This is a genomic window from Longispora fulva (assembly GCF_015751905.1).
Lineage (GTDB): Bacteria > Actinomycetota > Actinomycetes > Mycobacteriales > Micromonosporaceae > Longispora > Longispora fulva.
Window position 1 is genome coordinate 2,792,476 of sequence record NZ_JADOUF010000001.1, and the last position, 25,526, is coordinate 2,818,001.

Consider the following 25,526-nt stretch of genomic DNA (forward strand, 5'->3'; position numbering starts at 1 on the left):
GGTCGACGGGATCCGCAACAACCTCGGGCTATGGGCCGCGGACGCTGGCGCCGTTGTGGGCGGCTACTCCCGGGCCCACCTCTGGTGGGAACCGGCTGTACAGGTCCCGAGTGTCACCGGGGTGCCATTGGCGGTGCCCGCCTTATTCGCGGACAGGCATAGGCCGGACTGGACGCCGACGATGGTTCCGTCCGCGTTCAGCGTCCACTTCTGGTTGTCGCCGCCGTTGCAGCCCCAGATGCCGATCGGCGCCCCGGCGGTGGTTCTCTGGTCGAACACGTCCAGGCACAGGTCGCCGTAGACGCGTAGTTCACCGGCGGCTGTGGGAGCCCAGTCCTGGTTCGTCCCGCCGTTGCAGTCCCAGAGCTCGACCCGGGTACCCGGGCTCTGGGACGCGTTAGTGACATCGAGGCAGCGGCCCGATAGGACGCCGACGAGTCGGCTCGACTCTGCTGACCAGGATCCGGTCGCGGTGTCAATACTCCAGGCGGAGTGCCAGCTCAGGGTGGCCTGAGTGCCGCTGATGGTCAACGGCAGCCAGACCGGGAGGGAGTGGTTGAGGTCGTCCGGGTTCCACCGGTCACCGACGTACACGTAGCTGGTAGTGGCTGTTCCGGTTACCGGCAGGATGGTGGAGGTCTGTGAGTCGAACGTGTCGGTGCCGACCGGCGCGAACGTGGTGAACGAGCTCCATGGGCCTGACAACGACGTGGCCGTCGCGTAGACGTTGTCGTTCGTGTTCCAGCCGGTCATGTGCGAGGCGAACAGGAAGTAGCGGCCGTTGGCCTTCACCATGGCCGGCGACTCGAGGTCGTCGACGAGGGCGATGCCCGCCTGCACGGTGGCGTAGTCGGCGGAGAGCCGCTCCACGCGCAGGCCGTTGTCGCGGTCCTCGGTGAGCAGGTAGCCTGCGCCGTCGTCGTCCTTGAACAAACCCAGGTCGCGGCTGACATGGCCCAGGGGTCGCGAGGAGCCCAGATATGTGTACGGGCCGCACGGCGTGCTGCTGGTCGCCACGCCGGCCCGGGCGTCGGAGTAGTCGGCGCTGTCGATGTGCATCCACATCACGTACGTGCCGGTCGAGGAGTTGTAGATGACCTTGGGGCGTTCCACGATCCGCCCTGCGGCGAGGTCGCCGCTGGGCTGCTGGCTCAGCGCGTTGCCGAGGAAGGTCCAGTGCGACAGATCCGGTGAGGAATAGCAGGACACGGCCGTGAACGTCGCGCCGGCGGTCTTGTCCTCGCCGACCATGTAGTAGGTCGAACCGACCTTGAACAACCCGGCCCCACGGGCCTGGAGGATGTCTCCGCCGCCGTCGTACATCGGGGTGCCCGGGTTGAGGGTGACGCCGGACGCATGGGCCGGAGCGGTCAGTGCCGTCAGGCCGGCCGTGACCGCGAGGGCGCACGCGGCTGACGCCGTTGCGAGGCGGCGCAGGCCCGTCCGTGCTGAAGGCCTGCCGGATTCGGCTGCCCGCCCCGTGTGACGGTTTTGGTGTTCTCGCATGTCAGCTCCCTGGTTTAGGTGTTCTTCTCCCCCCGTTGGATGTGGCTGGCCAGCGCGGGGGCTCGGTCCCGCGCTGGCCAGGTCATGTCAAGCCGTCAGGTCACCCGCGCCTCTGGGCTCGCTGTCGGCTTGCTGCGGCCTCAGACCTTGGTGAAGGTCCACCGTCGGGTTGCGGTACCTGCGGAGTAGAGCTGCTGGGTGAGCGGGGCACCCTCGGTCAGGTCGGCGGCGCCGAGCACCAGGTGCGTCCCGACCGACCGGAGTAGGTAGGCCCCGTCCGTCGAGGCCTCGACGAGCCACTGCTGGTTGTCGCCGGAGTGGCAGGTCCACTGAATGATCGCCGTGCCTGCGGCGCTCGAACCGCCGTTGACGTCCACGCACAGTCCCGAGGCCACGTTCTTGAGCTGGTATGAGCCGTCGGCGTTCGCGGTGAATGTCCACTGCTGGTTGGTGCCTCCGTGGCCTGTCCACTGGATGAGCTGGGTGCCTGCGGTGGTCGAGGCACCTGGGACGTCGACCAGTTTGCCGGAGCCGACGTTGGCGATGGTGTAGGTGCTTCCCGAGCTCACAGGGCTCGTGTCGATGGCCACCCGGTCGAGCGCGACGTACGTGCCCGTGCTCGCCGTGTTTTTGCGGCCGGTCACCGCCAACCGCAGGGTGTGGGTTCCGGCGGACAGCGGCGGACTCGTCCACAGGCGTACGTTGCCCGCCCGTGAGGAGCTGTAGAAGTCCACGTCCACCGGGGCACTGCCGTCGATCGACACGGCGCCGATGCCGTGCGCCGGATCGGTGATGCCGTACAGCGCAATGGTGGTCCCGGTGAAGGGGATCGTCACCGAGGCTGCGGGGTCGTCGCTCCAGCTGTTGGAGGAGTTGTACGCCTCCGGGCAGCAGCTGGCCGAACTGCCCCACGTGCCCGTGTAGGCGAACTGGTTGGGACCGGTACCCGTGACCTGGTCGTCGACGCTCACCTGACCAGCCACAGCTGCACGGCAGCCGCCGAACTCGCAGCCCGCGGTCCAGTCGGAGGCTCCTGCCTCATACGCGCCGATGTCGGCACTGCCGGTGCTGGTGACGGTTACTCCAGGAACGGCGATCCCCGCGCCGAGCGCCGGTGAGGTGGTCTGAACCCGGTAGTCGCGGCCGGGCTGGTCGACGAACTTCGGATCGGTGCCGGAGGCGAGGTTGTGATCCGTGGTCGCGCCCGGGGAGACCGAGGTGTAGGACCTGTACACGTTGTTGCGGAGGATGGAGCCGGTCGTCGAGTCGATCCCACCGGTCATGTTCAACGGGCCGTCGAGCACGTTGTTGTACAGCTTGATGTCCTTGCCGGAGTTGGCGTACCCGGAGACTCCGTTGATCCCGATGGCGCTTTCGGTGTTGTTCCACAGGACGTTGTGGTGGACCAGGATGTTGTGGGTGCCGTTGTCCAGGTAGATGCCTGTTCCCTCGCTGGCTCCGTCGTGGGCGTAGTTGTGGTCGATGCTGCTGCCCGTCCAGTCGGTCTTGCAGCAGGTGTAGATCGCGCCGAGGTCGTTGTTGAACATGCCGTAGCCGCTGACGTCGTTGTAGGCGATCCGGATGTTTTGGTACGTCTGCTTCGCGGCGATGTTGGTGTTGAGGTTGATGCCGTCGCGGGCCATGTTGTAGATCGTGTTGCGGGTGATGGCGTGCCCGGATGACCCGCCCTCGACAGCGATGCCTGAGGTGTAGGTGGCACCGTAGGCGATGTCGTGGATCAGGTTGTTGTCCACGGTCTGCGCGTTGCCGTCCACGCTGACCGCGTTGCCCGCGCTGTAGACGAGGGTGGAGTTGCGCAGAGTGTTGTTGGCGCCGTGCAGCAGGATGCCGGTGTCGGCGCGGTGGCCGGCGTCGTACACCCCGCCGTAGGGAAGCGTCGAGTCGTACTGGACTGTCATGAAGTGCGACAGGTAGCGGCCGTTGACCCCGTCCAGCACGTTGTTGGTACTGGAGGAGTCGGTGGTGATCGTCGCCGCCGTGACGTTGACGCCCTGGACCGTGACCCAGCTCCTGCCGCGCAGGTCGAAGGCGTAGTTGCGCTTTTTGGCCTCCACGCCGGTGGGCGCTCCGCCGCCGGGGGCCCACAGGTACAGGGTGCCGGCGTCGTAGAACCACTCGTTCTCGGCGTCGAGGAGCGAGCGGCTGTTGGTGATCCGGTAGCGGTCGCTGCCCTTGCTCGGCGGGTACACATTGTAGTCGCTGGTGGGCATCGTGAACGTGACCGAGGAGCCGCTGCGCCCGGTGACGGTTCCGGACACCGCGGCCCAGCCGCCCGTGACGTAGACGGTCGCTCCGGTGAGGCTGCCCGCCGGAATGGTGGAGTCGGTGAACGTCGTCGTGACGGTCGAACCGCTCGTCGTGCTCGACGCCGAGGCCATGGTCGCTCTCACCGGGCTCATGACGTCCAGGCCGACGTTGGGGAACTGCGCCTCGGGCATCATCTGCCCGCCGACGAAGATTTGGTTGGCGGCGAGCTGGGTGTTGGCCGGGTTGAGGGTCGCGTCGTAGCCGGGCGCGAGAGAGACGCTCGCCTTGTAGACCTTCGCCGAGTCCAGGGTCCAGCCGCTGACCACATCGGTGCCGCTGACCGTGACCTGGGCGCCGGGCTCGGCCGCGAAGGTCACCGGGGCCCCGGAGGTACCGGATGGGGGTTTGATGGTTTCGCGGTAGGTGCCCGAGCGGATCGAGCACGTGTCGCCGGGGGTGGAAAGGTCCGCGCACTTCTGGATCGTGGCCAGCGGTGCCGCGGCTGTGCCGGGGTTGGAGTTGCTGGCCCCGGAGCCTCCGACGTACCGGGTGGTCGTGGCGGCCGAGGCCGGCAGGGCGGTCACGACCGCGGCCGGAACGACGATGGCGAGGGACACGGCAGCCATCAGGGTGTGTGTTCGTCGAGACATTGCTGTTCTCCTTCGGACTCCCCCGATGAGCGGTTGGTTGCGTTCACAATCTGGGCCCGGCATTACTTCACCGCACCCAGGGCCAGGCCGGCGCGCCAGAACCGTTGCAGACTTAGGAACAAGGCGATGATCGGCAGGATCGACACCAGCGCGCCGGTGATGATGAGCATCTGCAGCCTGGGGTCGTGGGAGAGTTGGGACTGCCAGTAGTACAGCCCGTAGGTAAGGGGATAGAGCTCCTGGTCCTGCAGCATGATCTGAGGCAGGAAGAAGTTATTCCAGATGCCGACGAACTGGAACAGGAACAGGGTCACCAGGGCCGGGCTCATCAGTCGGACGGCGACGGTGAAGAAGAACTGGAACTCCCCGGCGCCGTCGATGCGGGCGGCCTCCATGAGCTCCTTCGGGACGGCGGAGGCGAAGATGCGGGCAAGATAGACCCCGAAGGGGCTCACCACGCTCGGGATGAGTACCGAGGCGTACGTGTTGGTCTGGCCGACCTGGGCGGTGAGCAGGAACAGCGGGAGCGCCAGGGCGGTGGTGGGCACCAGCACGCCACCGAGGACGACCGCGAAGAGCATGTCGCGGCCACGGAACGCGTATTTCGCCAGGCCGTAGCCGGCCATGGCCGCGAGCAGGGTTCCCATCGCGGCGCCGCCGCCGGCGTACAGGACGCTGTTGCCGACCCACCGCAGGAAGATGCCGTCGTCGCGGGTGAACAGGTCGCCGATGTTGCCCGTCAGGTGTGAGCCCGCCAGGAATCCGTTGGTGGCGGTCAGGTCTCCCTGGGTTTTGGTGGCGGCGACGAGTAGCCATAGGACGGGGAGCAGGAAGTACGCCGCCGTCGCGGCGCACACGGTGGTGGCCGCGACGATGGGCCACCGCTTCTGCCTTCTCATGTGCGCTCCTGGCGGCGTGCGGTGAAGCGGAGGAACCCGAACGACATTGCGAAGGTGACCACGGCCAGGAGCACGGAGATCGCGGCGGCACCTGAGTAGTCGTTTCCGGCGGCGGCGGCAAACGCCTGCATGTTCGGCGTGTAGTCACTCGCGATCGCCGTTGAGATGATCTTGAGCATGGTCGGTTCGGCGTACAGCTGCAGCGTGCCGATGATCGAGAAGACGGTCGTCATCACGATCGACGGTCGCACCAGCGGGATCTTCAGGCTCCACGCGATCCGCAGGGTCCCGGCGCCGTCCATCCGGGCGGCCTCGTAGATCTCAGGCGAGATCGACTTGAGGGAGGAGTAGATGATCAGCATGTTGTAGCCGGTGTAGGTCCAGGTCACCACGTTGGCGATCGACCACAGGATGAGTCCGCCGCTGAGCGGTTCGGGGTGCATGCCCGCCTGGGCCAGCCCGGACAGCACTGGCGAGACCCCCGGGCTGTACAGGTATCCCCACATCAGGGCGCCGATGACCGCGGGCACCGCGAACGGCACGAAGTAGGCGCCTCTGAAGAACTTCATGCCCCGGGGCAGTCCTGAGTCCAACAGCAACGCCAGGCCGAGCGCGACGGCGACCATGACCGGGACCTGGACCAGGCCGAACAGCCCCATGCGTTCCACGCCGCCCCAGAACTCCTGGCCCGAGACGATCCGGGTGTACTGGCTCAGCCCCGCGAACTTGGTGTGCGCCGGGCCGTAGATCCCGCTGGTGCGTTCGATCTTCTGGAAGCTCTGCCAGACGGCGTATCCGATCGGCACGAGGTAGAAGACGGTGAACAGTACGAAGAACGGGGCCACGAACCCGGCCGCCGTGCGGCGGATGCGGCGGCGTTGGCCCACCGGCCGGGACCGCGCGGGTCCCGACCGAACGTGGCTGGTCGACATGGAGTTCACCCGGTGACCGTGATGCCGAGCTGCTTGAGGCCGTCGGCGGTGGCGTCCTGGGCTTTTCGCACCGCGTCGTCGAGGGTGCCCTTGCCGTTGAGCGCGTCGCTGAGTCCGTCGCTGAGACCCTTGTAGGTGTCGGTCATGTTCGGCCCGAAGGTGAAGTGCGGGTCGACCGTGGCAGAGGCGTCCTTGAACACGTCGAAGATCTTCTGACCGCCGTAGTAGTCGACGCCCTTGCTCAGTGCGGGCATCGACAGGCCGTCCTTGGCCGCCGGGTACAGGCCGCCGAGTTCGTTCTCCATGGCCAGCGCCTCGGGGTCGGTGTTGAGCCAGAGTGCGAACTGCGCGGCTTCCGCCGGGTGCTTGGCACCCTTGAGGACCGCCGTGGTGGACCCGCCCCAGTTACCGGCCGTCGGCTTGGCTGCGTCCCAGCTCGGCATCGGCACGACCGTCCACTTGCCGGCGCTGTCCTTGGCGTTGTCGCGCACCGTTCCGAAGCCCCAGGCACCTGAGATCCAGGTCGGCATGGTGCCGTCGTCCCAGCCCTTGAACTGCTCAGGCGTGAAGCTCTGGATGTTGGTGGACACCAGCTTCTCGTCGACGAGTTTCTGCCAGTAGGAGGTGACCTGTTTGACCTTCGGGTCGGTGGTCAGTGACAGCTTCACCCCGGAGTCGGACTGCGCGAAGGGGGTCGCCCCGGCCTGCCAGAACATGGCCATCGTCCAGGAGGAGTCGCTCTGGGTGAAGTTCGTGATCTTGATCTTGGGGTCCTTGGCCTGCAGCGCCTTGGCCGCCTGGTAGTACTCCTCCCAGGTCTTGGGGATGGCGACCCCGTGCTTGTCGAACACGTCCTTGCGCACGAACATGGCCATCGGTCCGGTGTCCTGCGGGATGGCGAACACCTTGCCCGATGTGTCGGAGACCTGGCTCCAGGTCCAGTCCACGAACTTCGACTTCGAGGCGCTCACGCCCGGGCAGGCGGAGATGTCCTCCAGGCCGTTCTGCAGGCGGAAGCTGCTGATCGTGTCGTACTCGACCTGGCCGAGGTCCGGTGCCGTGCCGGCCTTGAGGCCGTTGGACATGTTCTGGTACGTGCCCTTCTGGCCGCCCGGCACCATCTTGATCGTCACGTGGATGTCCGGGTGCCCGGCGTTCCATTTGTCGACAACCTTGTCCATGCCCGGAACCCAGTTCCAGAACGTCAGTTCGACCTTGCCGCCGGCCAGCTTGCAGCCTGAGGCGGCGACCGTGGTGCCGGACGTCGAACACGCTGCGCCCACAGACGCTGTCAGCCCTAGGGCGAGGAAGGCCGCCGACCTCCGGCGCCAACTTCTCGTGCTCCTACCGCTCATCATGATGCCTTTCGGAGGGGGCAGCGGTGCGTTCGTGCGGTGAACGACATCAGCTGGATCCGCGTTGTTAACGCAAACATTCTCCGTTAGTGTGATCCATGTCAAGCCCCCGAACGTCGAAATCGCGCGACCGCGCTCCAAGTGGCGCCCGAATTCGACGCTACCGCACCAGATGTCCAACCTTACAGTCTATGGTGGTTAGGAAAGCTATGGAATACAATCCCGGCCAGCTTTGGCCTGTTGTCGGGCAACTCGGCTACGGCGCCGACTACTACCCCGAGCAGTGGGACCCGGCCGTGTGGGCCGAGGACATCGCTTTGATGCGGCAGGCGCGGGTCAACACGGTCTCGCTGGGGATCTTCGCCTGGAGCCAGCTGGAGCCAGAGCCCGGACGGTTCGAGTTCGGCGCGCTCGACCGCGTGATCGGGCTCCTGCACGAGGCTGGCATCCGGATCAACATGGCGACCCCGACCGCGGGCCCCCCGGCCTGGCTCGCGGAACTGCGCCCGGAGACCCTTCCCCGGACCGCGGCCGGCGTGCGCCTCGGGCCGGGCTCACGTCAGGCGTTCTGCCCCAGCTCACCGGTCTACCGCCAACACGCGGTCGCCATCACCGCCGCCGTGGCCAAGCACGTGGCCGGGCATCCGGCGATCGCGATGTGGCACGTGCACAACGAGTACGGCAACCACAACACGCACTGCTACTGCGAGGTGTCCGCCGAAGCCTTCCGGGGCTGGCTCCGAGCACGCTACGGCAGCCTCGACGCGCTCAACGCGGCGTGGGGCACCGAGTTCTGGAGCCAGCGGTACGGCAACTGGCGGCAGGTGACCCCGCCGCTGCCGACGCCGACGTACCCGAATCCGACCCAGCAACTGGACTTCGCGCGGTTCAGCTCCGATGAGCTGCTGACCTGCTTCACCGCCGAACGCGACGTCCTGCGCCAGGCCACCCCCGGCATCCCGGTGACCACCAACCTCACCGCCGGCATGCATACCCACCTCGACCACTGGGCCTGGGCGGAGCAGATGGACATCGTCTCCAACGACCACTACCTGCCCGCCGAGGATCCCGACACGCACGTCGACCTGGCGTTCGCAGCCGACCTGACCCGGTCCCTGGCCGGCGGCAAGCCGTGGCTGCTGATGGAACACTCAACCAGCGCCGTCAACTGGCAACCCCGCAACCTGGCCAAACGGCCCGGGGAGATGCTCCGCAACAGCCTCGCCCACGTCGCCCGGGGCGCCGACGGCGTCATGTTCTTCCAGTGGCGGGCGTCTGCCGCCGGGGCGGAGAAGTACCACTCGGCCATGGTCCCGCACGCCGGCACCCGCACCCGAATCTGGCGCGAGGTCCTCGCCCTGGGCGAAACACTCGAACAGCTCGGCGAACTCGCCGGCACGGTCGCCACCGCCGAGGTGGCCATCCTGTGGGACTACGAGGCCGCCTGGGCCTGTGACCTGCCGTGTCACCCGTCCGTCGACGTGCGCTACGAGGACATGGCCCGCCGGGTACACGCCGCGCTGTTCGCACTCGGGATCACCGCCGACTTCGCCCACCCCAACGCAGACCTGTCCGGATACAAGCTGGTCATCGCCCCCACGCTGTACCTGGTCGACGACGCTGCCGCGCACGCGATCGCCGAGTATGTCCGTTCCGGCGGGCACGTGCTGGTCACATACCTCTCCGGAATCGTCGACCACGACGACCACATCCGCCTCGGCGGCTACCCCGGAGCCTTCCGCGAACTACTCGGCATCTTCGTCGAGGAGTTCTACCCCCTCGCCCAGGACCAGACCATCACCCTGGACAACGGGAACACCACAGACGTCTGGACCGAACTACTCACCCTCGACGGGGCCGAAGCCATCGCGACCTACGCCGACGGCCCGCTCCCCGGCGTGCCTGCCATCACCCGCAACGGCACCGCCTGGTACATGGCCACCAGGCTCGACCCGACGGGGATGCGCGACCTGCTGTCCGCCATCGCCGACGAGGCAGCCGTCACCCGCCCATTGGAGTTGCACAATGGCCTCGAACTCGTCACCAGGCATGACGCCCACAGCGCCTACCTGTTCGCCCTCAACCACACAGACCAAGGAGCGCGCGTGGCCACAACCGGCGTCGACCTCCTAACCGGCGAAACCGTCACCGGCGAAGCGCTCGTACCCGCCGGTGGCGTGAGAGTCATCCGCCAATGCTTGCGTTAACATCATGCCTGACACACCCCAGCGAAGCGGTGCGGCTCGACGTCGCCGTGAGGAGGACCGATGGCAGTGACACGGCCATCCGAATCCGGCGTGGTCAACGGCGACGTGCCGGCCCACGACCTCACCCGACCTTCCGTGACCATGAACGACGTGGCCGCAGCCGCGAACGTCTCCGCGCAGACCGTCTCCCGGGTCCTCAACGACCACCCGAACGTTCGGCGCGGTACCCGCGAACGGGTTCTCACCGCCATCCAGCAACTCGGCTACCGGCCCAACACCGCCGCCCGGGCTCTGGTCACCGGCCGTAGCCGCACGCTCGGGGTCATCACCTTCGACGCGGTCGGCTACGGACCCGCCACGATCCTGCAGGCCATCAATATCGCAGCCCAGGACGCCGGCTACTTCGTGTCCATCGTGCCCCTGCGCTCACTCGATCCGCACGCCGTCGCCGAGGCCATGGAACGCCTCCTCGGCCAGTCGATCGATGGACTGATCACCATCGCACCCCAGGAACAGATGGAACGGGCACTGCTCGGACTCACACACCAGGTACCCGCTGTTGCCCTCGACGGCAGCCTCGATCCGTCGACGCCCGTCGTCACCGTCGACGAGGAGGGCGGGGCCCGGCAGGCCACCGAGTACCTGCTCCAGCTCGGCCACAAGACAGTGCTGCACCTGGCCGGCCCGGCTGACTCGATCGCCGCCACGGGACGTATCGCCGGCTGGCGCGCCGCGCTGGCGGCCGCAGGCGTGCCGGCGCCAGAGGTCCTCGTCGGCGACTGGAGCACCGCCTCCGGTTATCAGCTCGGCCAGCAGATCGCCGCCCGGTCGGATACCACAGCTGTGTTCGCCGGCAACGACCAGATGGCGTTGGGAATGATGTGCGCCCTGGCCGAGCGTGGGATCCGGGTACCTGAGGACATCAGCGTCGTGGGATTCGACGACATCCCCGAGGCCGCGTACCTCATCCCGCGCCTGTCGACGGTCCGCCCCGATTTCGCCGAGACCGGCCGACGCTGCGTCAAGGTCCTTGTCGACCAACTCCGGGGCAACAACCCGGCCACGATGTACACGATCGTTCCCACCGAACTGGTGGTCAGGCGCAGCACCGCTCAACCGCCCAGAACCTGATCGAGCAGGCACGACGGGTCCTCGGCGCGGGCTGCGGCGGGGCCGATCGGACACGCTGGCGGCACCCTCGCCCTACTCACGGCGAGCGGGGTCCGCGCCACCTGCCCCGTCCCGGTCGAGGTCCGCGCCGGCACGCTGACCGGTGACGGCGTTCGCCCGGAGCCATACGAGCCGCCGCTATCCGAGACATCGTCTGGGGCAACCGCACCAGTGAAAGGGCGGTTCCCTAACCCCGTCTTCTTCGCCACTGTCAGTGCTTGCTGGTTACCGTCCACAGCTCCCCCGTCGACGACCGACGGGGGAGCTGGATCGTGACGTCTGCGTCACGAGGACGTGGATCTCACCGGCACCGGGTCAGGCTCCGACTCTGGTCAGGGCCCAGCGTTGCAGGTTCGTGCCCGTGTCGGTCGCCTGGGTGGCGGCGTCGAGGTTGTTGTTGCCGGCGATGGTGAGGACCTTGGAGCTGTGTGCGGCGGTGATGGTGCCGTCGGTGACCCGCCATCGTTGGTTGGCCCCGTTGGTGCAGGTCCACTGGATGACCGCCGCCCCGGCCGATGTCGAGCCGCCGTAGACGTCGACGCACAGTCCACTGGCGACGTTGGTGATCGTGTACGTGCCGTCGGCGTTGCCGGTGAACCGCCACTGCTGGTTGGTGCCCGAGTGCTGTGTCCACTGGACGAGCTGCGTGCCCGTCGTGGTGCCGCCCGGGTTGTCGAGGTTCTTCGCGGAGCCGACGCTGGTGACGGTGTAGACCCCGTTGGTCAGCGCCGTGGGTTCGTAGGCCTCGAACTCGGCGAGGGACAGGATCTGGCTCCCGGACTGCTGCACCATCAGGTACCGGGCGGAGCGGCCGACCGGAATGGTCGTGGGCGCACCCGCCTGGGTGGTCTGGTGCACGCTCCACACGCCGGCCGTCGCCGCCTGCTGCGTGGGGGTCTTGCTGGTGGTGAACGGCGTGTCGGAGGCGAACACCCAGTAGTCGGTCAGCCGGTTGGAGCAGCAGTCGGTCCGGTTGAAGATGTTGACCGTGCCCAGGGGCCGCGAGGATCCGAGGTCGACCTGCCACCACGGGTTGGCTTCCGTGGCGGGGTCGCTGGTGTGGGTGATCGACCCGGCGCCCCATGAACCGTTGGTGTTGCCGTCGACGGCCCGGCCCGCGTCGCCGCCCCACGCGGTGGTCGACTGGGTGGCGGGGCGGCCGTAGGCCAGATTGGTGACCTGGTCGCCGGCGTAGGCGGAGAAGGACGAGATCGCGGGGACGGCGCGGGCGGCGAGGATCCGGAGCCGCACCTTGCTGGTGGTGATCGGGTTGGCGAGCTTGAGGAGGCGCCGGTAGCCGACGGTGGTGGCCGTGGTCGCCTGGACCCAGGCGGTGCCGTTCCAGGTGTCCACGGCGAAGGACGTGACCCGCTGGCCGGCGGCGATGTTCTCCTGGACGCCGAACTCGCCGACGGTCGTCGGCGAGCCGAGGTCCACGGTCAACGTGCCGGTCGTGGTGGTCGGGCTCCAGGCGGTGTCATAGCCGCCGTCGGTGGCGTTGGCCGCCGTGCCGCCGTCCGTGCTGGTCGCCGTGCCGGTGCGGGCCGCGTCGGTGCCGTAGTAGGAGCGGATCCAGTCGCCGAACTCGCCGAGCCGGGTCACGACATCGGCGGGGAGCCTGCCGGTGTTGTCCGGCGCGGTGTTGAGCAACAGGACACAGTTGCGGCCGATCGAGGTGTGGTAGAGATCCTTGAGCTGGTTGAGGGTCTTCGGCCCGTTGCCGGCCTTCCAGAACCAACCCGGCTGGATCCGCGCGTCACACTCCGCCGGCGCCCACTTCAGGAAGTCCGCGGCACCGAGCTTGGAGTCAGAACCCAGATCATCGGGGTACTCGCCCCCGACAGGGGATGTGGGCCGGTCTGCGGCGCCTGCGGCGCTCCCCTGGAACGGCAACGCGCTGTACTCGGACTCCCGGGCGACGCCGTCCTCGTTGCCGACCCAGCGCAGGTCGGTCCCGCCGAACATGACGGCCCCCGGTTGCAGGGTGCGCACGATGCGCACCCAGTCGGCGTAGTCATAAGTCTGCGTAGCGTTGGTCGGATTGGCCCCGTCGAACCACACCTCGTCGACCTGCCCGTACTGGGTCAACAGCTCATAGAGGGTATTCATGAAGAACCGGTTGTAGTCATCTGCCACGACGTCGAAGGTGGCCGGACCGCTCGGCCGGGTGCCGTCGAGGCCCACCTCCGGGATGGTCACAGCCGTGGACGCACTGGCGTTGCCGTACCGGCCGCCGGCGAGCGCCTCGTGCAGGTCGGCCGGGGACAGGTAGAACCCGATCTTCAGCCCATACTTGCGGGCGGAGTCGGCGAACTCGCGGACGATGTCGCCGGTGCCGTTGCGCCAACTGCTCTCGCGGATCGTGTGGTTGCTGTACTTCGACGGGTACATCAGGAACCCGTCGTGGTGCTTGGCCGTGAACGTGACCTGCTGGAAGCCGGCGGTCTTCAGCGTGGACGCCCACTGGTCGGTGTCCAGAGCCGTCGGGTTGACCACGTTCGGGTCCTCGTCACCGTCGCCCCATTCCACACCGTTGAACGTGTTCGGGCCGAAGTGGATGAAGGCGGTCTGCTCGCGCTTCTGCCAGGCGAGCTGTGCGGGTGAGGGGACGACGTTGGCGGCCTTCTCGATCCGCTGCGCGAGAGTGTCAGAGGAAGGAGTCGCGATCACCGCGGCTGGCGCCACCGCGGCGTTCGCGGGAACAGCCACGGCGACCGCCAGGGCACAGGCGGCCACGGCGAGGAATCTGCGTTTCACAGGTCCTACTCTCGGGTGTGAAGGCACGGTCACTTCAAGGGATCGTCCGAGCCGTCGGGCACGGTGGGCATGGCCGCGACGGTGTCAGCGCAGCCGATATGGAGGAACATCCCGCTGTGCGCGTCCTGCCACCACCGGGTGCGCGTGGACGTGAGGGGATCTTCAGCGGTGTCGTTGTCGCCGGGATCCTCAGGTGCAGGACATCGACCCTGAGCGGGGGGCCGCGACCGGGTGAGCATCCGCAACACTGCGAACGCTCGACGGTGTCCCATGCTCATCTCCAGAGTGATCTGATGAATATTCAGCTTGAGCGGCACAGATCGACGTGTCAACGGGGGAATTTAGCAGGTCATCCGATGTCTAGGTCCTCCCGCCTGCCGTCGCATGGACTTCGTTCGGTCACCGTTGTTACTCGCCGCAGACGGTATGACCTGACGCGCCAGCGCACAAGAGGGCGCGGGCATCGAAGATTGACCAACCCGCTATGGCTGCCAACTCGAGCACCGTTGCATCCGCAATAGTCGCTATCGAACCCGCGCCACGCACCTGGATCGCGCGTTCACACTTCCCTGGCGCCGCCGACCACTAGGTGCCCGAGGGTGTCGGCGCTTCACTCGAACCCTGACGAAGTCGCACGTCGCCCCTGGATCCGACCCCTAACGTCGAATATCGAACTAAGTGCCTGGACGCCGCGTTACGCGCCATTTCGGCTCACAAAGAGAGGTGGCCAACTCATCGAGGGGCAAAGACATCCGATGACATTGACCGTGACTGCCTGACCTTGAGCACTATGCACCCTTTACTGATGATTGACACTGTCCTAGTTTCTTGCGACTCTGGCCTAGTCATCGGATCTCTTGCTGGAGGTAGTCGTGCACCGCAGGTCGGTCTCGGAGGCCGCCAGCCAGCGGCTCACGGCCGGACGGCTCCGATGGGAGGCCTGAGCGGACCAGGAGGCGCAGGCGAGACCGCCCCGGCCCCAACATCCCGGCCTACATCCGCTGCCGCCGGCCCGCATTGGGAAGCCCGGGTGAAGCAGGACCACCAGGGAATCAGCTGGTCGCTCACGGCCGCCTTGTCATCCGAGCACTGGGCGCCCGTTCCGCAACCTGACCCGTGCCAGAGCGACTTCCCCAGCGAGGGCCTCCACGTCATCAGCCACCTCTCGCCGCACCCCACGGGTGATCGAAGTGTGGATTCACCTGCTCGATTGTGCAAAGTTTGCTCGCCTACAAAGCATCTATTGACAGATGTCGGTGACGTCGGGTGTACTTTCCCTCACTCGACGACGGAGGCTTGGCGGCTGCGACCTCCGATGAGTCCAACGCAGCACTCCGCGAGTGCCCTCTCCCAGGCAGTGGCGATCCCCCTGGTCGGCAGACCCGCCCGGCCCGCGCCCACCCAGCCTGACCTCTGCGCCGCACCGCGGCGGACCCTCACGAAAGCGTGATGACGATGCAAATTCGTCCCCTGGCTGGTGTGGCGCTGTTGGCGCTGGCGGCGACAGCTGTGCTCGCCGAGCCCGCGATGGCCTCCGGCACGGCCTACTACCTCGACTGCGCGAACGGCAGTGACAGCAGAGCCGGTACCTCGACCAGCACCGCTTGGAAGACCCTCAGCAAGGTCAACGGCAAAACGCTGGTGGCTGGCGATCAGGTACTGATCCGGCGTGGGACCACGTGCACGGGCGCCTTGGCCCCGACGGGCTCCGGCGCACCGGGCAGCGCGATCCTGGTGGACGCCTACGGCACCGGCGCCAAGCCCATGATCAAGGGGAACGGCGCGCAGAACGCGGTGCGGCTGTACAACCAGCAGTGGTGGGAGATCCGCAACCTCGAGATCACCAACAAGGGTGCGACAGTCGGCAAGCGCCGGGGCGTGTCGGTAGAACTCGCCGACTACGGCACCGCCAGCCACATCGTGCTGGAGAACCTCGACATCCACGACGTCAACGGCGAGGACAAGAAGGACCTCGGCGGCAGCGGCGGCATCTACTTCACCGTCAGCGGCGTCGCCACCCAGACCCGCTTCGACGGGATCACGATCCAGAACAACACGATCCGCACCGTCGACCGTGCGGGCATCTTCATGGTGTCCACCTGGAACCGGTCAGGATTCGAGACGCATTCAGCCGGCGTGTTCGTGCCCTGGCCCAACGTCGTGATCAGCGGCAACCAGCTCAGCGACCTGGGCGGAGACGGGATCGTCGCCGGAAACACGACCGGGGCGCTGATCGAACGCAACTATCTCGACGGGTTCCAGAAGCGCTCGAGCGAGTACAACGCCGGCATGTGGGCCTACGACGCCGACTACGCGGTGTTCCAGTACAACGAGGCCACAGGCGGCGAGTCGACCCGCGACGGCATGGCCTACGACGTCGACCAGGGCACCATCGGCGCGGTGTTCCAATACAACTACAGCCACGACAACGCCGGCGGGTTCATGCTGATCTGCAACGCCAGCGGGATCGTCCGCGACGCCGTCGTGCGCTACAACATCAGCCAGAACGATTCACACCGCGGAGTCGAGACGTGTACGGCCGGCGGGATCGAGTCCGCCGACGTGTACAACAACACGATCTACCTCGGCCCCGGCATCGACCAGACCGTCATCATGGACAACGACCGCCAGCAGCTCAAGAACGTGAAGTTCCGCAACAACATCGTGGTCAAGACCGGCAGCGGCTCCGCGGACTTCCCCGCCCTGGGCACCGGCTTCGCCCTCGACCACAACGTGCTGGTCAACGTCACCGGGGCCCCTGCCGGTGCCGGCGGCACGGCCGACCCGAGACTCTCCGGCGTGGGGACCGCCACCGACCTCGCCCACGCCGACGGGTACCGGCTCTGCTCGGACTCACCCGCCCTCGGCACCGGCACGCTGATCAGCACGAACGGCGGCAAGGACTTCTACGGCAACGCCATCTCCGCCACGGCCACACCCAGCATCGGCGCGCACGGCGGCGCGGCACTCACCTGCTCGGGACCCATCCCCTCCGGCGGAACCTACGAGCTCGGCCTCACCGGCACCACCCAGGTACTGGACGTGCCCGGCGGCTCCACGGACCTGGCGACCCAACTCATCGTGTGGACCCGCCACGGCGGCGACAACCAGCGATGGACGTTCACCGCCAACGGCGACGGCACCTACGCGATCCGCAATGTGAACTCCGGGCTCTGCGTCGACGTCAATGGCGGCTCCACCACCCCCGGCGCGGAGATCATCCAGTGGACCTGCACCGGTACCGCCAACCAGCGCTGGCAGATTTCCGCAGCCGCCGGCGGCGGATACACCGTCGCCGCCGAACACAGCGGCCTGGCACTAACCGCCTCAGGCAACAGCGACGGCGCGCTCCTCACCCAACAGACCGGTACGGCCGCCGCGACCCAGCGCTGGACCTTCACCAGCAGCTGACCTTGCCGGACCGGCGGCCCCCAGGGGCCGCTTGGGACGAGACTCCCGCCGGCGACCGGATCCCGGTCCGCCAGGGCCGGGACCCGGTCCGCGAGGACCTGGTCGACGTCGAGCTGGACGGGTGGGGCCGCGTCTGGCAGCCACGGCACCGGACTGCGGGCTCCACGATTCCCGGGAATCGGCTCGGCTGGGCCGGACATGTGGACAACCAACCCGTGTGTGGACAACCGGCCCCAGGTCAGACCGGCAGCCGAGTCGGCGAACTAGCCGGCGGCGGCGCTAATTGTACTGACCCGTGAGGTTCAGAACGCGGCTGGCGGGTGGTTGGCCGGCTAGCGCGGTGTGTCTGCGGTGGTGATTGTAGGTGTGAAGCCAGGGGCCGAACGCTTCGCGGCGTTCGGTTTCTGACTTGTATGGCGTGGCGTAGGTCCATTCGTCGAGGAGGGTGCGGTTGAAGCGTTCGACTTTCCCGTTGGTCTGGGGCCGGTAGGGGCGGGTGCGTTTGTGGGTGATGCCGGCGGCTGGGAGCGTGTCTTTCCAGAGGTGGGATCGGTAGCAGGCGCCGTTGTCGGTCAGCACGCGTTTGACCAGGATGCCGGCGTTGGCGAAGAACGCGTGGGCCCGGGTCCAGTACGCGGCGGCGGTTTCCTGTTTCTCGTCGGCCAGGATTTCTGAGTAGGCCAGGCGGGAGTGGTCATCGACCGCGTTGTGGATGAAGCTGTAGCCGATTCCCGACCGGTTCTTCTCATGGCGCTACTGAAACCGGTCACCAAAGGGAATACCTTGGGTGTCGGGGTGTGGACCGTGACCTCGTCGGATACGGCGTGAGGGGATGTGCCCCGGCGCACGAAGGGGGAACCGCAGCCGGTGGAGACCCGCCAGTGTAGTGGCGGAGCACCCCACCGGCCCCACCGGCCCCGTTGGCGCCGGGTCCTAGAGACGCCTGTGTGGGTGCCGGCTGCCGCGCGGTAGATGGACGACTACGGGGGCGTCAGGCCCGGCCCGGCCCGGCCCGCCCCGCCCACGCGAAGCCCCTATGAAGTTGATCCCTCATCGGGACCTGTTTGTCAGGGGCTTCACGTGAGGGGCCCTACTGTCCAGGCGTCAACGTCGGGCTGTTGTGGTACGCGGCGATCAGCCACTGGCCGTCGCGCTTCTCCAGAACCCAGGTCGCGTTGACCTTGCCCGCGTCGGCTACCTCCGTCTGGCCGGCAAACAGGATGCCGGATTCGCTGACGACGATCGCGGCGTCCCTGCCGACGAAACGCAGGCTGAGCTGTTTGTTGTACGTCGAGGTGCCCTTGAGTGGTCCCTCGAAGGCCAGGGCCATGCTCTCGCGGATCACGTCTCGGCTGTCGCGCAGCGAGCCGGTCATGATGGCGGTCGCGTCGGCGGCGTAGTGGGCGACCATGCCGTCGGCGTCGCCGGCCTCCCACGCCTTGTAGGAGTCGACCAGTACGGCCTGGATGGCGGCCTCGTCTGCCGCACGATTGTCTGACATCGGATTCTCCCTTGTGACCAGTTTGCGCGGGGTGTTCCGGCGAACTCGCCAATACATACCGGTGGTGGGGTCGAAACTCATCGCGACAGCCGTAAGAGATCCTGGGACGGCCGATGAGTGATGCCCTGTCAGGCTTCGAGGGTGGCCGGGAGCTTGAAGGAGGCGAACACCTCGGCGTCCCGGAACACCGAGTTGCGGCTGATGCCGTTGTTCGTGACCGTGAAGACCTGGAGCGTGTGCAGCTCGAACACGCCGCTCTCGCCGAGGTTAAAGGCGGCGAACGCCGGCTGCGCGTTGGCGCCGACCGGCAGGAAACGCCACTGGCTGCCGTTCTTGGCGAAGACCCAGTCCATGAACACGCCGTAGTTCTCCCGCCCGACGAACCAGTTGACCATCGGGGGCATCTCCATGAGCACGTCGTCGGTGAGCAGCCGTTTGAGCCCTTCCACGTCAGCGGCTTCGAACGCCGACATGTACCTGTCCACCCAGGCCCGCTTCTCGGCTTCGGACGGTTCGGCGACGTGCTCCTGCGCGATCCCCGCCTCCGTGAGCCTGGTCCTGGCCCGTTGCAGGGAACTGTTGACCGAGGCGGTGGTGGTGCTCAGGATGTCGGCCGCCTCGGCTGCGGAGAAGTCGAGCACCTCACGCAGGATCAGCGCCGCGCGTTGTCGGGCGGAAAGGTGCTGCGCGGCGGCGACGAAGGCGAGCCGCAGGCTGGCGCGGTCGATCGTGGCGGCCTCCGGCTGGCCCAGGTTCAGCACGGAGTCGGGAAGCGGCTGGAGCCAGCTGATCTCACCGCCGTGGACGAGTGGCCGGCGCGGGTCGCTCTCGGCGACCAGGCCGGAAGGCATTGGACGGCGACCGCGGCCCTCCAGCGCGGTGAGGCACGCGTTGGTCGCGATGCGGTACAGCCAGGTCCGCAAGGAGCTGCGGCCCTCGTCATAGCGGTCCTTCGCGCGCCACGCTCTCAGGTACGTCTCCTGGACGAGGTCTTCGGCGTCGTGGACGGAGCCGAGCATCCGGTAGCAGTGGGCCAGCAGCTCTGACCGGTACGGGTCGATCCTGCGATCGAACTCTTCGGCCACCGCCACGTCTGCCCCCATGACGGTCAAGAGTAGACGTCCGACGCCTCCGACACCGCCCAGCCGATCCCTTCACCCGACCACCGTTCGCGGCGACGGCTGCGTCGAGCGCGCCATGCGGCCCGGGCCCGCTGACCTCGTCGGCAGGCTCCGGTTCTCACGGGCAGCGTTGTCGCGACGGCGACGGCGACGCGCAACCGGGCCGGCCGCGGGGTCACTTCGGTGGCAGGCTGCGCGCGTACGCCACGCCTCGGGCGACCCATCGGCGCAGGTCCTCGTCCGTCGCGCAGCCGTCGGCGGTGACCGTGATCCAGCCGCGGGTCTCACGCCCTTGCATGATCATGAGGTCGGCGCCGGGCTCAGAAAGCAGCGCGTCGGATGTCGCCGGGTCGACCCGCACCAACAGTCCGCCGCCCTCGCGGCCGCGCACCCCGACCGCCATGTTGCCGTCGAGCAGCATCGCGAGCCCACCGAACATTCGTTTCTCGCTCAGACCACGCTCTGTGCCGACCAGTTCCCGGACCCGGTTGGCAAGATCCTCGTCGTACGCCATGGCGGCATCCTCGCACGTGGTACCGACAGTTCACGCCAGCTTGGCGTTGTCGCGGACCAACTGTCGCTTGTTGTCGGCGAGCCAGGCGAGTTCGGCGGTCATCTTCTCCAGGTCGCCCCGGCGGGCGAACGAGTTCCAGGGCTCCAAGCCCTGGGCGCCGAGGGTGGCGATCCGGTCGGCCTCCCGGCGCTGGAGGGCCTCGACCGCGTTGAGGACGGCGACGGGTTCGCATCCGTAGGCATCGCACAGGCTCTCCAGCCGGCCACGCGGGTCTGTGGGCTCGGCCAGGCCCGCCGCGCGCGCATGCTCATCGCCGCGTAGGGGAGCAAGATACAGGGCGAGCTGCGCGAGGTCGTCCCACGTCGAGCCCGGTTCGGCGAAATCCCAGTCGATGAATCCGACCAGGTCGGCGCCGCGCCAGACCGAGTTCCACGGGCCAAGGTCACCGTGGCGCACTATCTGGCCCGCGGTCCAGGTTTGGCCCGGTACACGCCAGACCGCGTCAGCCGGCGGAGTGAACCCGGCGACGGCCGCGTGATAGTCCCGCAGCCAGGTCGCGATCGAACGGATGCCGTCCTCACCGCGCAGGACCGCCGGCCATGGCCTCAGGGCGACCTCGCCTCGGAGGAGGGAGAGTATCTCCCGACCCTCGGAGTCGATGCCGAGGAACCGGGGGGCGGCGGTGAAGCCGACGTCGGCCAGGTGCTCCAGCAGGGACCGGACCACGGGCGTCCACGGTCCGCTCGGCCGGCGGATGGTCTCACCGATCCGGCGCACCACGTTGACGCTGCCCTGGGCTGTTCCGCCGTCGGTGATCATGGTGGGCAGCTTACGCACCGACCAGCGGGCCAGCGCTCAACAGGTCTTCGCACATGACTGTGTTGCCTGCTTGGCGGATCATCATCAACGCCGCATAACGCCAGATCGGCGGGCCCGCTGGCGCGTGTGGCCGCCTCTCAAGCTCGTTAGATCTCGGGCCTTTGCCCCGACTTGTCCGGTTCGATTGGCGGGGTCAGGCGGACCCACAAGCACTGGCTATACTCTGTGTAGCCGCTTGGATACTTAGTGCAGTGTTCGGCGGAGGGCCGTGTAAGCCCGTTTCGGTTTGAGGGGGCCGGGCGGGCGGAACGGCCCACGTGGTTGGCCGGTGGCGTCTGTCGCATGACGCCACCGCCCGCGCCATCGGGCACCTCAACCAGGGCCCCACGCAAGGCCACGGCCCATTCCTGGGCGATCGCGTGAAGCCGTTGCTCGTCGCCGCCGTTGGGGTCGGCGTCGAAGAACAGGTCCAGCTCCGTGACCCACTCGCGCAGATGCGGCAATGTGAGTTGTTGGCGTGAAGTGATTCCGATTGTTGGTGGGTTTGAGTGCCAGCTCCGGGCGGACTTCATGATCAATGTTTGTGAGCGTTGAACGCGGGTTTGCTGACGGGTCGCTGTTCGGGGATGCTGGGCCTCGATGAGTGATCATGGGGTTCCGGGGCCGGTTGTCGCGCCTGGTGGGGGTCGGCGGCTGCCCGGCTGGTTCTGGGATGCGGGGCGTGGTCTGGTCGTCGGGACGGTGAGCCTGGTAGCCGGTTGGGGTGTGGCCGAGTTGTTCATGGCGGCCATGGACAAGGGTCCGCCGCCGCCGTGCGACAGTGACCTGGCGTGCTTGCCTGATCTCGGCCCGTTGATCCGGGCGGCCTTTGTCGGGCTGGTTGTCGTGGCGCTCGTCGGTCCGCTGGTGGCGCGGGTGTTGCGGCTGCGTACGCCGTGGATGTTCGCCGCCCCTGTCGGGGTGATGGTGTGCGTGATGTTTAGCAATTCCGTTCTGCCGTTGTTGCTCATTTGGTCGTCTTATGCGCCGTTGGCGGTCTGGGTGATGCGGAGGCGGCCGGTAGGCGTGTGGTGGGACGATCGGGACTCAACGAGTTCGGCGCCGCGGCGGTCGCGTTCCATGTAGCCGAGCTCGTCGATGCAGACAGGTCGACGCGGTCATATCGGGCCACCTGTACCGGGCTTGTCGTCTACTGGGCTGGGACTATGCGGTCTGGGATCGCCTCTATGTGGTTCGGGCGGCGACCCATCGCTGGTTGGCCGGGTATCGACATCCTCGGTGTTGGGATACGGCGGTCGGGGCGGCGTTGATGGTGGCGTTCGAGCAGCCGAGGGCGTTGATAGACGGCGCCTGAGCGCAGGGCGGCAGCGAGCGCGGCGCGTTTGTGCAACGGCGGCAAGCTACTACCAGCCAGGACGCGGCCCGGCCGCGTAGTGGCCGAACACCGTCGGGTGTTCGGCCACTCGCTGCGGCGATCGATGTGATCTGAGGGCGCGTCCTGAGAAGCGCCGGGTGGTGTCGTCTAGCTGTATACCTGTACTTCGGTGAGTGAGAGGTTGTTGGTGCCGGCTAGTTGGATCATGACGTAGCGGCCGGTGGTGTTGGCGGGAGTGGTGATGGTGGTGGGTGAGCCTGCCTGTGTGGTTTGGTGGTTGGACCAGACGCCGGGCTGGCTTGCCTGTTGGGTGGGTGTCAGGGCCGTGTTGAACGGTGACGCGGATACGAACACCCAGTAGTCGCTGAGTCTGTTGGCGCAGCAGTCGGTCCTGTTCCAGACGGACACTTGGGATACGGGGCTGATGGTGGCGAGGTCGACCTGCCACCAGGCGTTGGCGTCGATGCCGGTGTGGGTGACGCTGCCGTTGTAGAAGGCGCCGTCGGTGTTGCCGTCGACGGCGCGGCTGGCGGCTCCGGAGTAGTCGGTGGAGGATTGCGATGCCAGGCTTCCCTGGGCGACGTTTGTGCTGGTGGTGGGGGCGTAGACCTCGAATTCCTGCACTGTGGGGCCTGAGGCGCTCGAGGTGATGTTGAGGCGGATCTGGGTCGTGTTGACTGTCGGGAACTGCAGGGCCTGTGAGGTGCGTGGGTAGAGCCCGGTGGCGGCGGCCGTCCAGGCGGTGCCGTTCCAGTAGTCGATGGTGTAGGTCGCGATGCGCGGTTCGTAGTACTGGGCCTCGCGCAGGACGACGCGGTTGATGTTCTTGGCCTGCGGGAATGTCAGGGTCAGTGTCGCGCTGGTGGTGCCGCCGGAGGTGGCCCAGCGGGTCTTGGAGGATCCGTCGGTCGCGTTGGCGGCGGAGTAGCCGCCGCTGTAGATGTTGCTGGCCGAGGCGGTGGCCGTCGGTGCGAGGTTGACGGTGGGGGTGCCTTTGAGTTCGGTGGCCCAGTTGTGGGTGACGCCGAAGCTGTCGGTGGCGTTGGTCTCCAGGCCGGCCGCGGCGATGACCGCCGCAGCGCCGGAGGGCCACGCGCTTCCGGAGACGGTGTCGGTGTTGTTGGTGTAGGTGTTGATGGCCGAGCAGCAGGACTTGTTGGTGGTGTTGGCCCAGTTGCCGGTGATGGTGTTGCCCTGTGCGGCCGGGTTGTCCAGGCTGCTCGCGCCGCCGCCCTCGTTCACCAGTACCCAGGAGTCGACGCGGTCGACGACGTTGCCGCTGACGGTGTAGCCCTTGGTGCCGTTGTCGAGGTAGATGCCGCGTGCGCCGGCCTCGTTGCCCGAGCTGGCGTAGTAGTTGTTGGTCTCGGTGGAGTTGGGTTGTGCGCCCAGGGTGTAGACGGCGCCGCCGTCGTGCCCGCCGGCCATGTATTCGTGGACATAGTTTCCGTCGATCACGTTGTTCTGCGCGATCGTCGCCGTCGTCATGTGCGGCTGCCAGTCAGGGGGGCTGGAGACCGTGCCGTCGCCAGTTCCACCGTTGTCGAGGTAGCCCCAGCCCCAGCCGACGGAGATGCCGGTGTATGAGACGTTGGCGACCTCGTTGTGCAGCAGCTTGAGGGTGTCGACGAACCCGCCGAAGATTCCCACGCCACCTCGGAACTCGACGGCAACATCGTGGACATAATTGTCCCGCACGATGACGTCATGCATCCGGTCGGCGAAGTTGGTGGGGCGTTGGTCCTGGGGCGTGATGTCGCCGACCTGGATGCCGTTGCCCGACACGTCGAACACCGTGTTGCCCAGCAGGGTGACGTTGTACGAGCTCTTCTCCACGTCGACGCCCGCTCCACCGAGTCGGGTGAACGTTCCGCCCTGGATCAGGATGTCGCGTGCGTAGGTGATGGCGACGGCGCCGGGAGTCTTGGTCGCTCCGTCGAAGATCCAGTGGGAGCCGTTGGGGCCGACCTGGGTGAAGTTGGACTGCTCCTCGGCGAAGCCCTCGCTGGTGTTGGGGCGCAGCCAGGTGGCGTCGGCGAAGGTCAGGCCGACGAACTGCAGGTCGTGGACGCGGCTGGCGGTCCCGGTGCCGGCCACGCTGAGCAGCCGCTCCACGTTGGGGTAGGTGACGGTCACGGCGCTGGTGCCGGTCATCGACTCGCCCGGCTTGGGCTTGTAGTACAAGACGCCCGTGCCGTTGCCGACCGCGCCGGTCTTGTCCAGGTACCACTCGCCGGGCGCGTCGAGGAGTTCGTAGGCGTTCTCGATCCACAGCGGGGCGTCGTTTTGCAGGTACGGCGAGGAGTGCGCGTGCGTCCAGCAGGGCTGGGCCATCGTGATCGTGGTGCCCGACACCGACCCGACGGGGCAGCGCGAGTAGGTCCACGCGACGCGGTAGCTGAATTCGATCGCGCTGGGGTTCATCCACATCGCCAGCGACGCGCCGGCGGTCGTCGTGTAGCCGGTCGACGTCTTGGTGAATCCGGCCGGCTGAATGTTGCCGCGAGCACGGACCGCCCTGTCGTTGTTGACGTAGACCTGCCGGAAGTCAACGCCCGAGCCGACCGTGGACTTCCAGATCCCGGTGCTACCGACCTGGGTCCAGCTGGTGGCGGTCGCCGCGCCGCTGAGGACGGGGCGCGCGCCGGGCGCGGCCTGCCAGCGGACCTTGAACGAGTTCTGCCCGGAGTCGGCGGGGCCGAGAGTCAACGGCGCGGTCAGGGGGTAGGTGCCGTCGTTGAGGTTCACGACGATGTCACCGGTCATCGACGCTGTCAGGGCGGCGACGTTGTTCTTGGCCTGGGTGATCGTGCACGGGGCGGCCTGGGCGCAGGTGGTTCCGCTGCCGTTGGGGGCCGCGTAGAGCTGGACCTGGGTGGCCGCGTGCGCGGCGGTGGCGAAGACGACTCCGGCCCCCAGCGCGGTCAGTAGCGTCGCGGCCGCGGCGACGCTCCGGCGGCCTGTGGCAGGGGATAACCGATTGAAGGTCATGCGTCACTTCCTCGTTCTGCAGGGTCAGGGCCCCGTTTTCCAGGAGTGTG

The 25,526-nt window shown here is 67.4% G+C and carries 16 protein-coding genes and 1 pseudogene; 4 read left to right on the forward strand and 13 right to left on the reverse strand.

From position 1 onward, the window contains the following. Nucleotides 1–63: 63 nt before the first annotated feature. From IW245_RS12455 to IW245_RS12475, 5 genes are all read right to left on the reverse strand, one after another. The gene (locus tag IW245_RS12455) at nt 64–1,506 is read right to left on the reverse strand and encodes a ricin-type beta-trefoil lectin domain protein (RefSeq protein WP_197003339.1); all 1,443 of its coding nucleotides are present in this window, start codon (nt 1,504–1,506) and stop codon (nt 64–66) included. Nucleotides 1,507–1,646: 140 nt separating this feature from the next. Beyond that, nucleotides 1,647–4,424, reverse strand: a complete 2,778-nt coding sequence (locus IW245_RS12460; protein WP_197003340.1) for an RICIN domain-containing protein — start codon at nt 4,422–4,424, stop codon at nt 1,647–1,649. Nucleotides 4,425–4,486: 62 nt separating this feature from the next. Continuing rightward, nucleotides 4,487–5,323 carry a carbohydrate ABC transporter permease gene (locus tag IW245_RS12465; RefSeq protein ID WP_197003341.1) on the reverse strand — a complete coding sequence of 279 codons (837 nt, stop codon included), beginning with the start codon at nt 5,321–5,323 and terminating at the stop codon, nt 4,487–4,489. Continuing rightward, the gene (locus tag IW245_RS12470; RefSeq protein WP_197008461.1) at nt 5,320–6,255 is read right to left on the reverse strand and encodes a carbohydrate ABC transporter permease; all 936 of its coding nucleotides are present in this window, start codon (nt 6,253–6,255) and stop codon (nt 5,320–5,322) included. The genes IW245_RS12465 and IW245_RS12470 overlap by 4 nt, the downstream gene beginning before the upstream one ends. Before the next feature lie 5 nt (nt 6,256–6,260). Further along, complete coding sequence (locus tag IW245_RS12475) at nt 6,261–7,538, reverse strand: ABC transporter substrate-binding protein (protein ID WP_197003342.1); 1,278 nt, start codon at nt 7,536–7,538, stop codon at nt 6,261–6,263. Between the two features lie 281 nt (nt 7,539–7,819). Here IW245_RS12475 and IW245_RS12480 point away from each other — a divergent pair, with 281 nt between their 5' ends. Then, the gene (locus IW245_RS12480) at nt 7,820–9,817 is read left to right on the forward strand and encodes a beta-galactosidase (protein WP_197003343.1); all 1,998 of its coding nucleotides are present in this window, start codon (nt 7,820–7,822) and stop codon (nt 9,815–9,817) included. A gap of 60 nt (nt 9,818–9,877) precedes the next feature. Next, a complete protein-coding gene (locus tag IW245_RS12485; protein ID WP_231398777.1) occupies nt 9,878–10,948 on the forward strand; it encodes a LacI family DNA-binding transcriptional regulator in 1,071 nt (356 codons plus the stop codon). A 354-nt stretch (nt 10,949–11,302) separates the two neighbouring features. On the opposite strand, the gene IW245_RS12490 is transcribed toward IW245_RS12485, so the two are convergent. Continuing rightward, nucleotides 11,303–13,744: an alpha-L-fucosidase gene (locus tag IW245_RS12490; protein ID WP_197003344.1), complete on the reverse strand. Its 2,442-nt coding sequence runs from the start codon at nt 13,742–13,744 to the stop codon at nt 11,303–11,305. Between the two features lie 29 nt (nt 13,745–13,773). After that, a complete protein-coding gene (locus tag IW245_RS12495; protein ID WP_197003345.1) occupies nt 13,774–14,061 on the reverse strand; it encodes a hypothetical protein in 288 nt (95 codons plus the stop codon). 1,138 nt (nt 14,062–15,199) lie between these two features. Here IW245_RS12495 and IW245_RS12500 point away from each other — a divergent pair. After that, a complete protein-coding gene (locus IW245_RS12500) occupies nt 15,200–17,155 on the forward strand; it encodes an RICIN domain-containing protein (protein WP_197003346.1) in 1,956 nt (651 codons plus the stop codon). A 279-nt stretch (nt 17,156–17,434) separates the two neighbouring features. Here the strand turns inward: IW245_RS12500 and IW245_RS12505 are convergent. The 5 genes and pseudogenes from IW245_RS12505 to IW245_RS12525 all read right to left on the reverse strand — a co-directional run. Beyond that, nucleotides 17,435–17,899: pseudogene (locus IW245_RS12505) on the reverse strand (integrase core domain-containing protein); the annotation flags it as partial. A gap of 346 nt (nt 17,900–18,245) precedes the next feature. Further along, nucleotides 18,246–18,656, reverse strand: a complete 411-nt coding sequence (locus tag IW245_RS12510; protein WP_197003347.1) for an SgcJ/EcaC family oxidoreductase — start codon at nt 18,654–18,656, stop codon at nt 18,246–18,248. Between the two features lie 128 nt (nt 18,657–18,784). Continuing rightward, on the reverse strand, nt 18,785–19,768 hold the full coding sequence (locus IW245_RS12515) for a sigma-70 family RNA polymerase sigma factor (RefSeq protein ID WP_372445129.1): 984 nt from the start codon (nt 19,766–19,768) through the stop codon (nt 18,785–18,787). 184 nt (nt 19,769–19,952) lie between these two features. Then, nucleotides 19,953–20,291 carry a TfoX/Sxy family protein gene (locus tag IW245_RS12520; RefSeq protein WP_197003349.1) on the reverse strand — a complete coding sequence of 113 codons (339 nt, stop codon included), beginning with the start codon at nt 20,289–20,291 and terminating at the stop codon, nt 19,953–19,955. A gap of 30 nt (nt 20,292–20,321) precedes the next feature. Next, complete coding sequence (locus IW245_RS12525; protein ID WP_197003350.1) at nt 20,322–21,110, reverse strand: phosphotransferase; 789 nt, start codon at nt 21,108–21,110, stop codon at nt 20,322–20,324. 765 nt (nt 21,111–21,875) lie between these two features. Between IW245_RS12525 and IW245_RS12530 the strand changes: the two genes are divergently transcribed. Then, the gene (locus IW245_RS12530) at nt 21,876–22,235 is read left to right on the forward strand and encodes a hypothetical protein (RefSeq protein ID WP_197003351.1); all 360 of its coding nucleotides are present in this window, start codon (nt 21,876–21,878) and stop codon (nt 22,233–22,235) included. Nucleotides 22,236–22,632: 397 nt separating this feature from the next. On the opposite strand, the gene IW245_RS12535 is transcribed toward IW245_RS12530, so the two are convergent. After that, on the reverse strand, nt 22,633–25,476 hold the full coding sequence (locus tag IW245_RS12535; RefSeq protein ID WP_197003352.1) for a galactose-binding domain-containing protein: 2,844 nt from the start codon (nt 25,474–25,476) through the stop codon (nt 22,633–22,635). Nucleotides 25,477–25,526 lie beyond the last annotated feature (50 nt).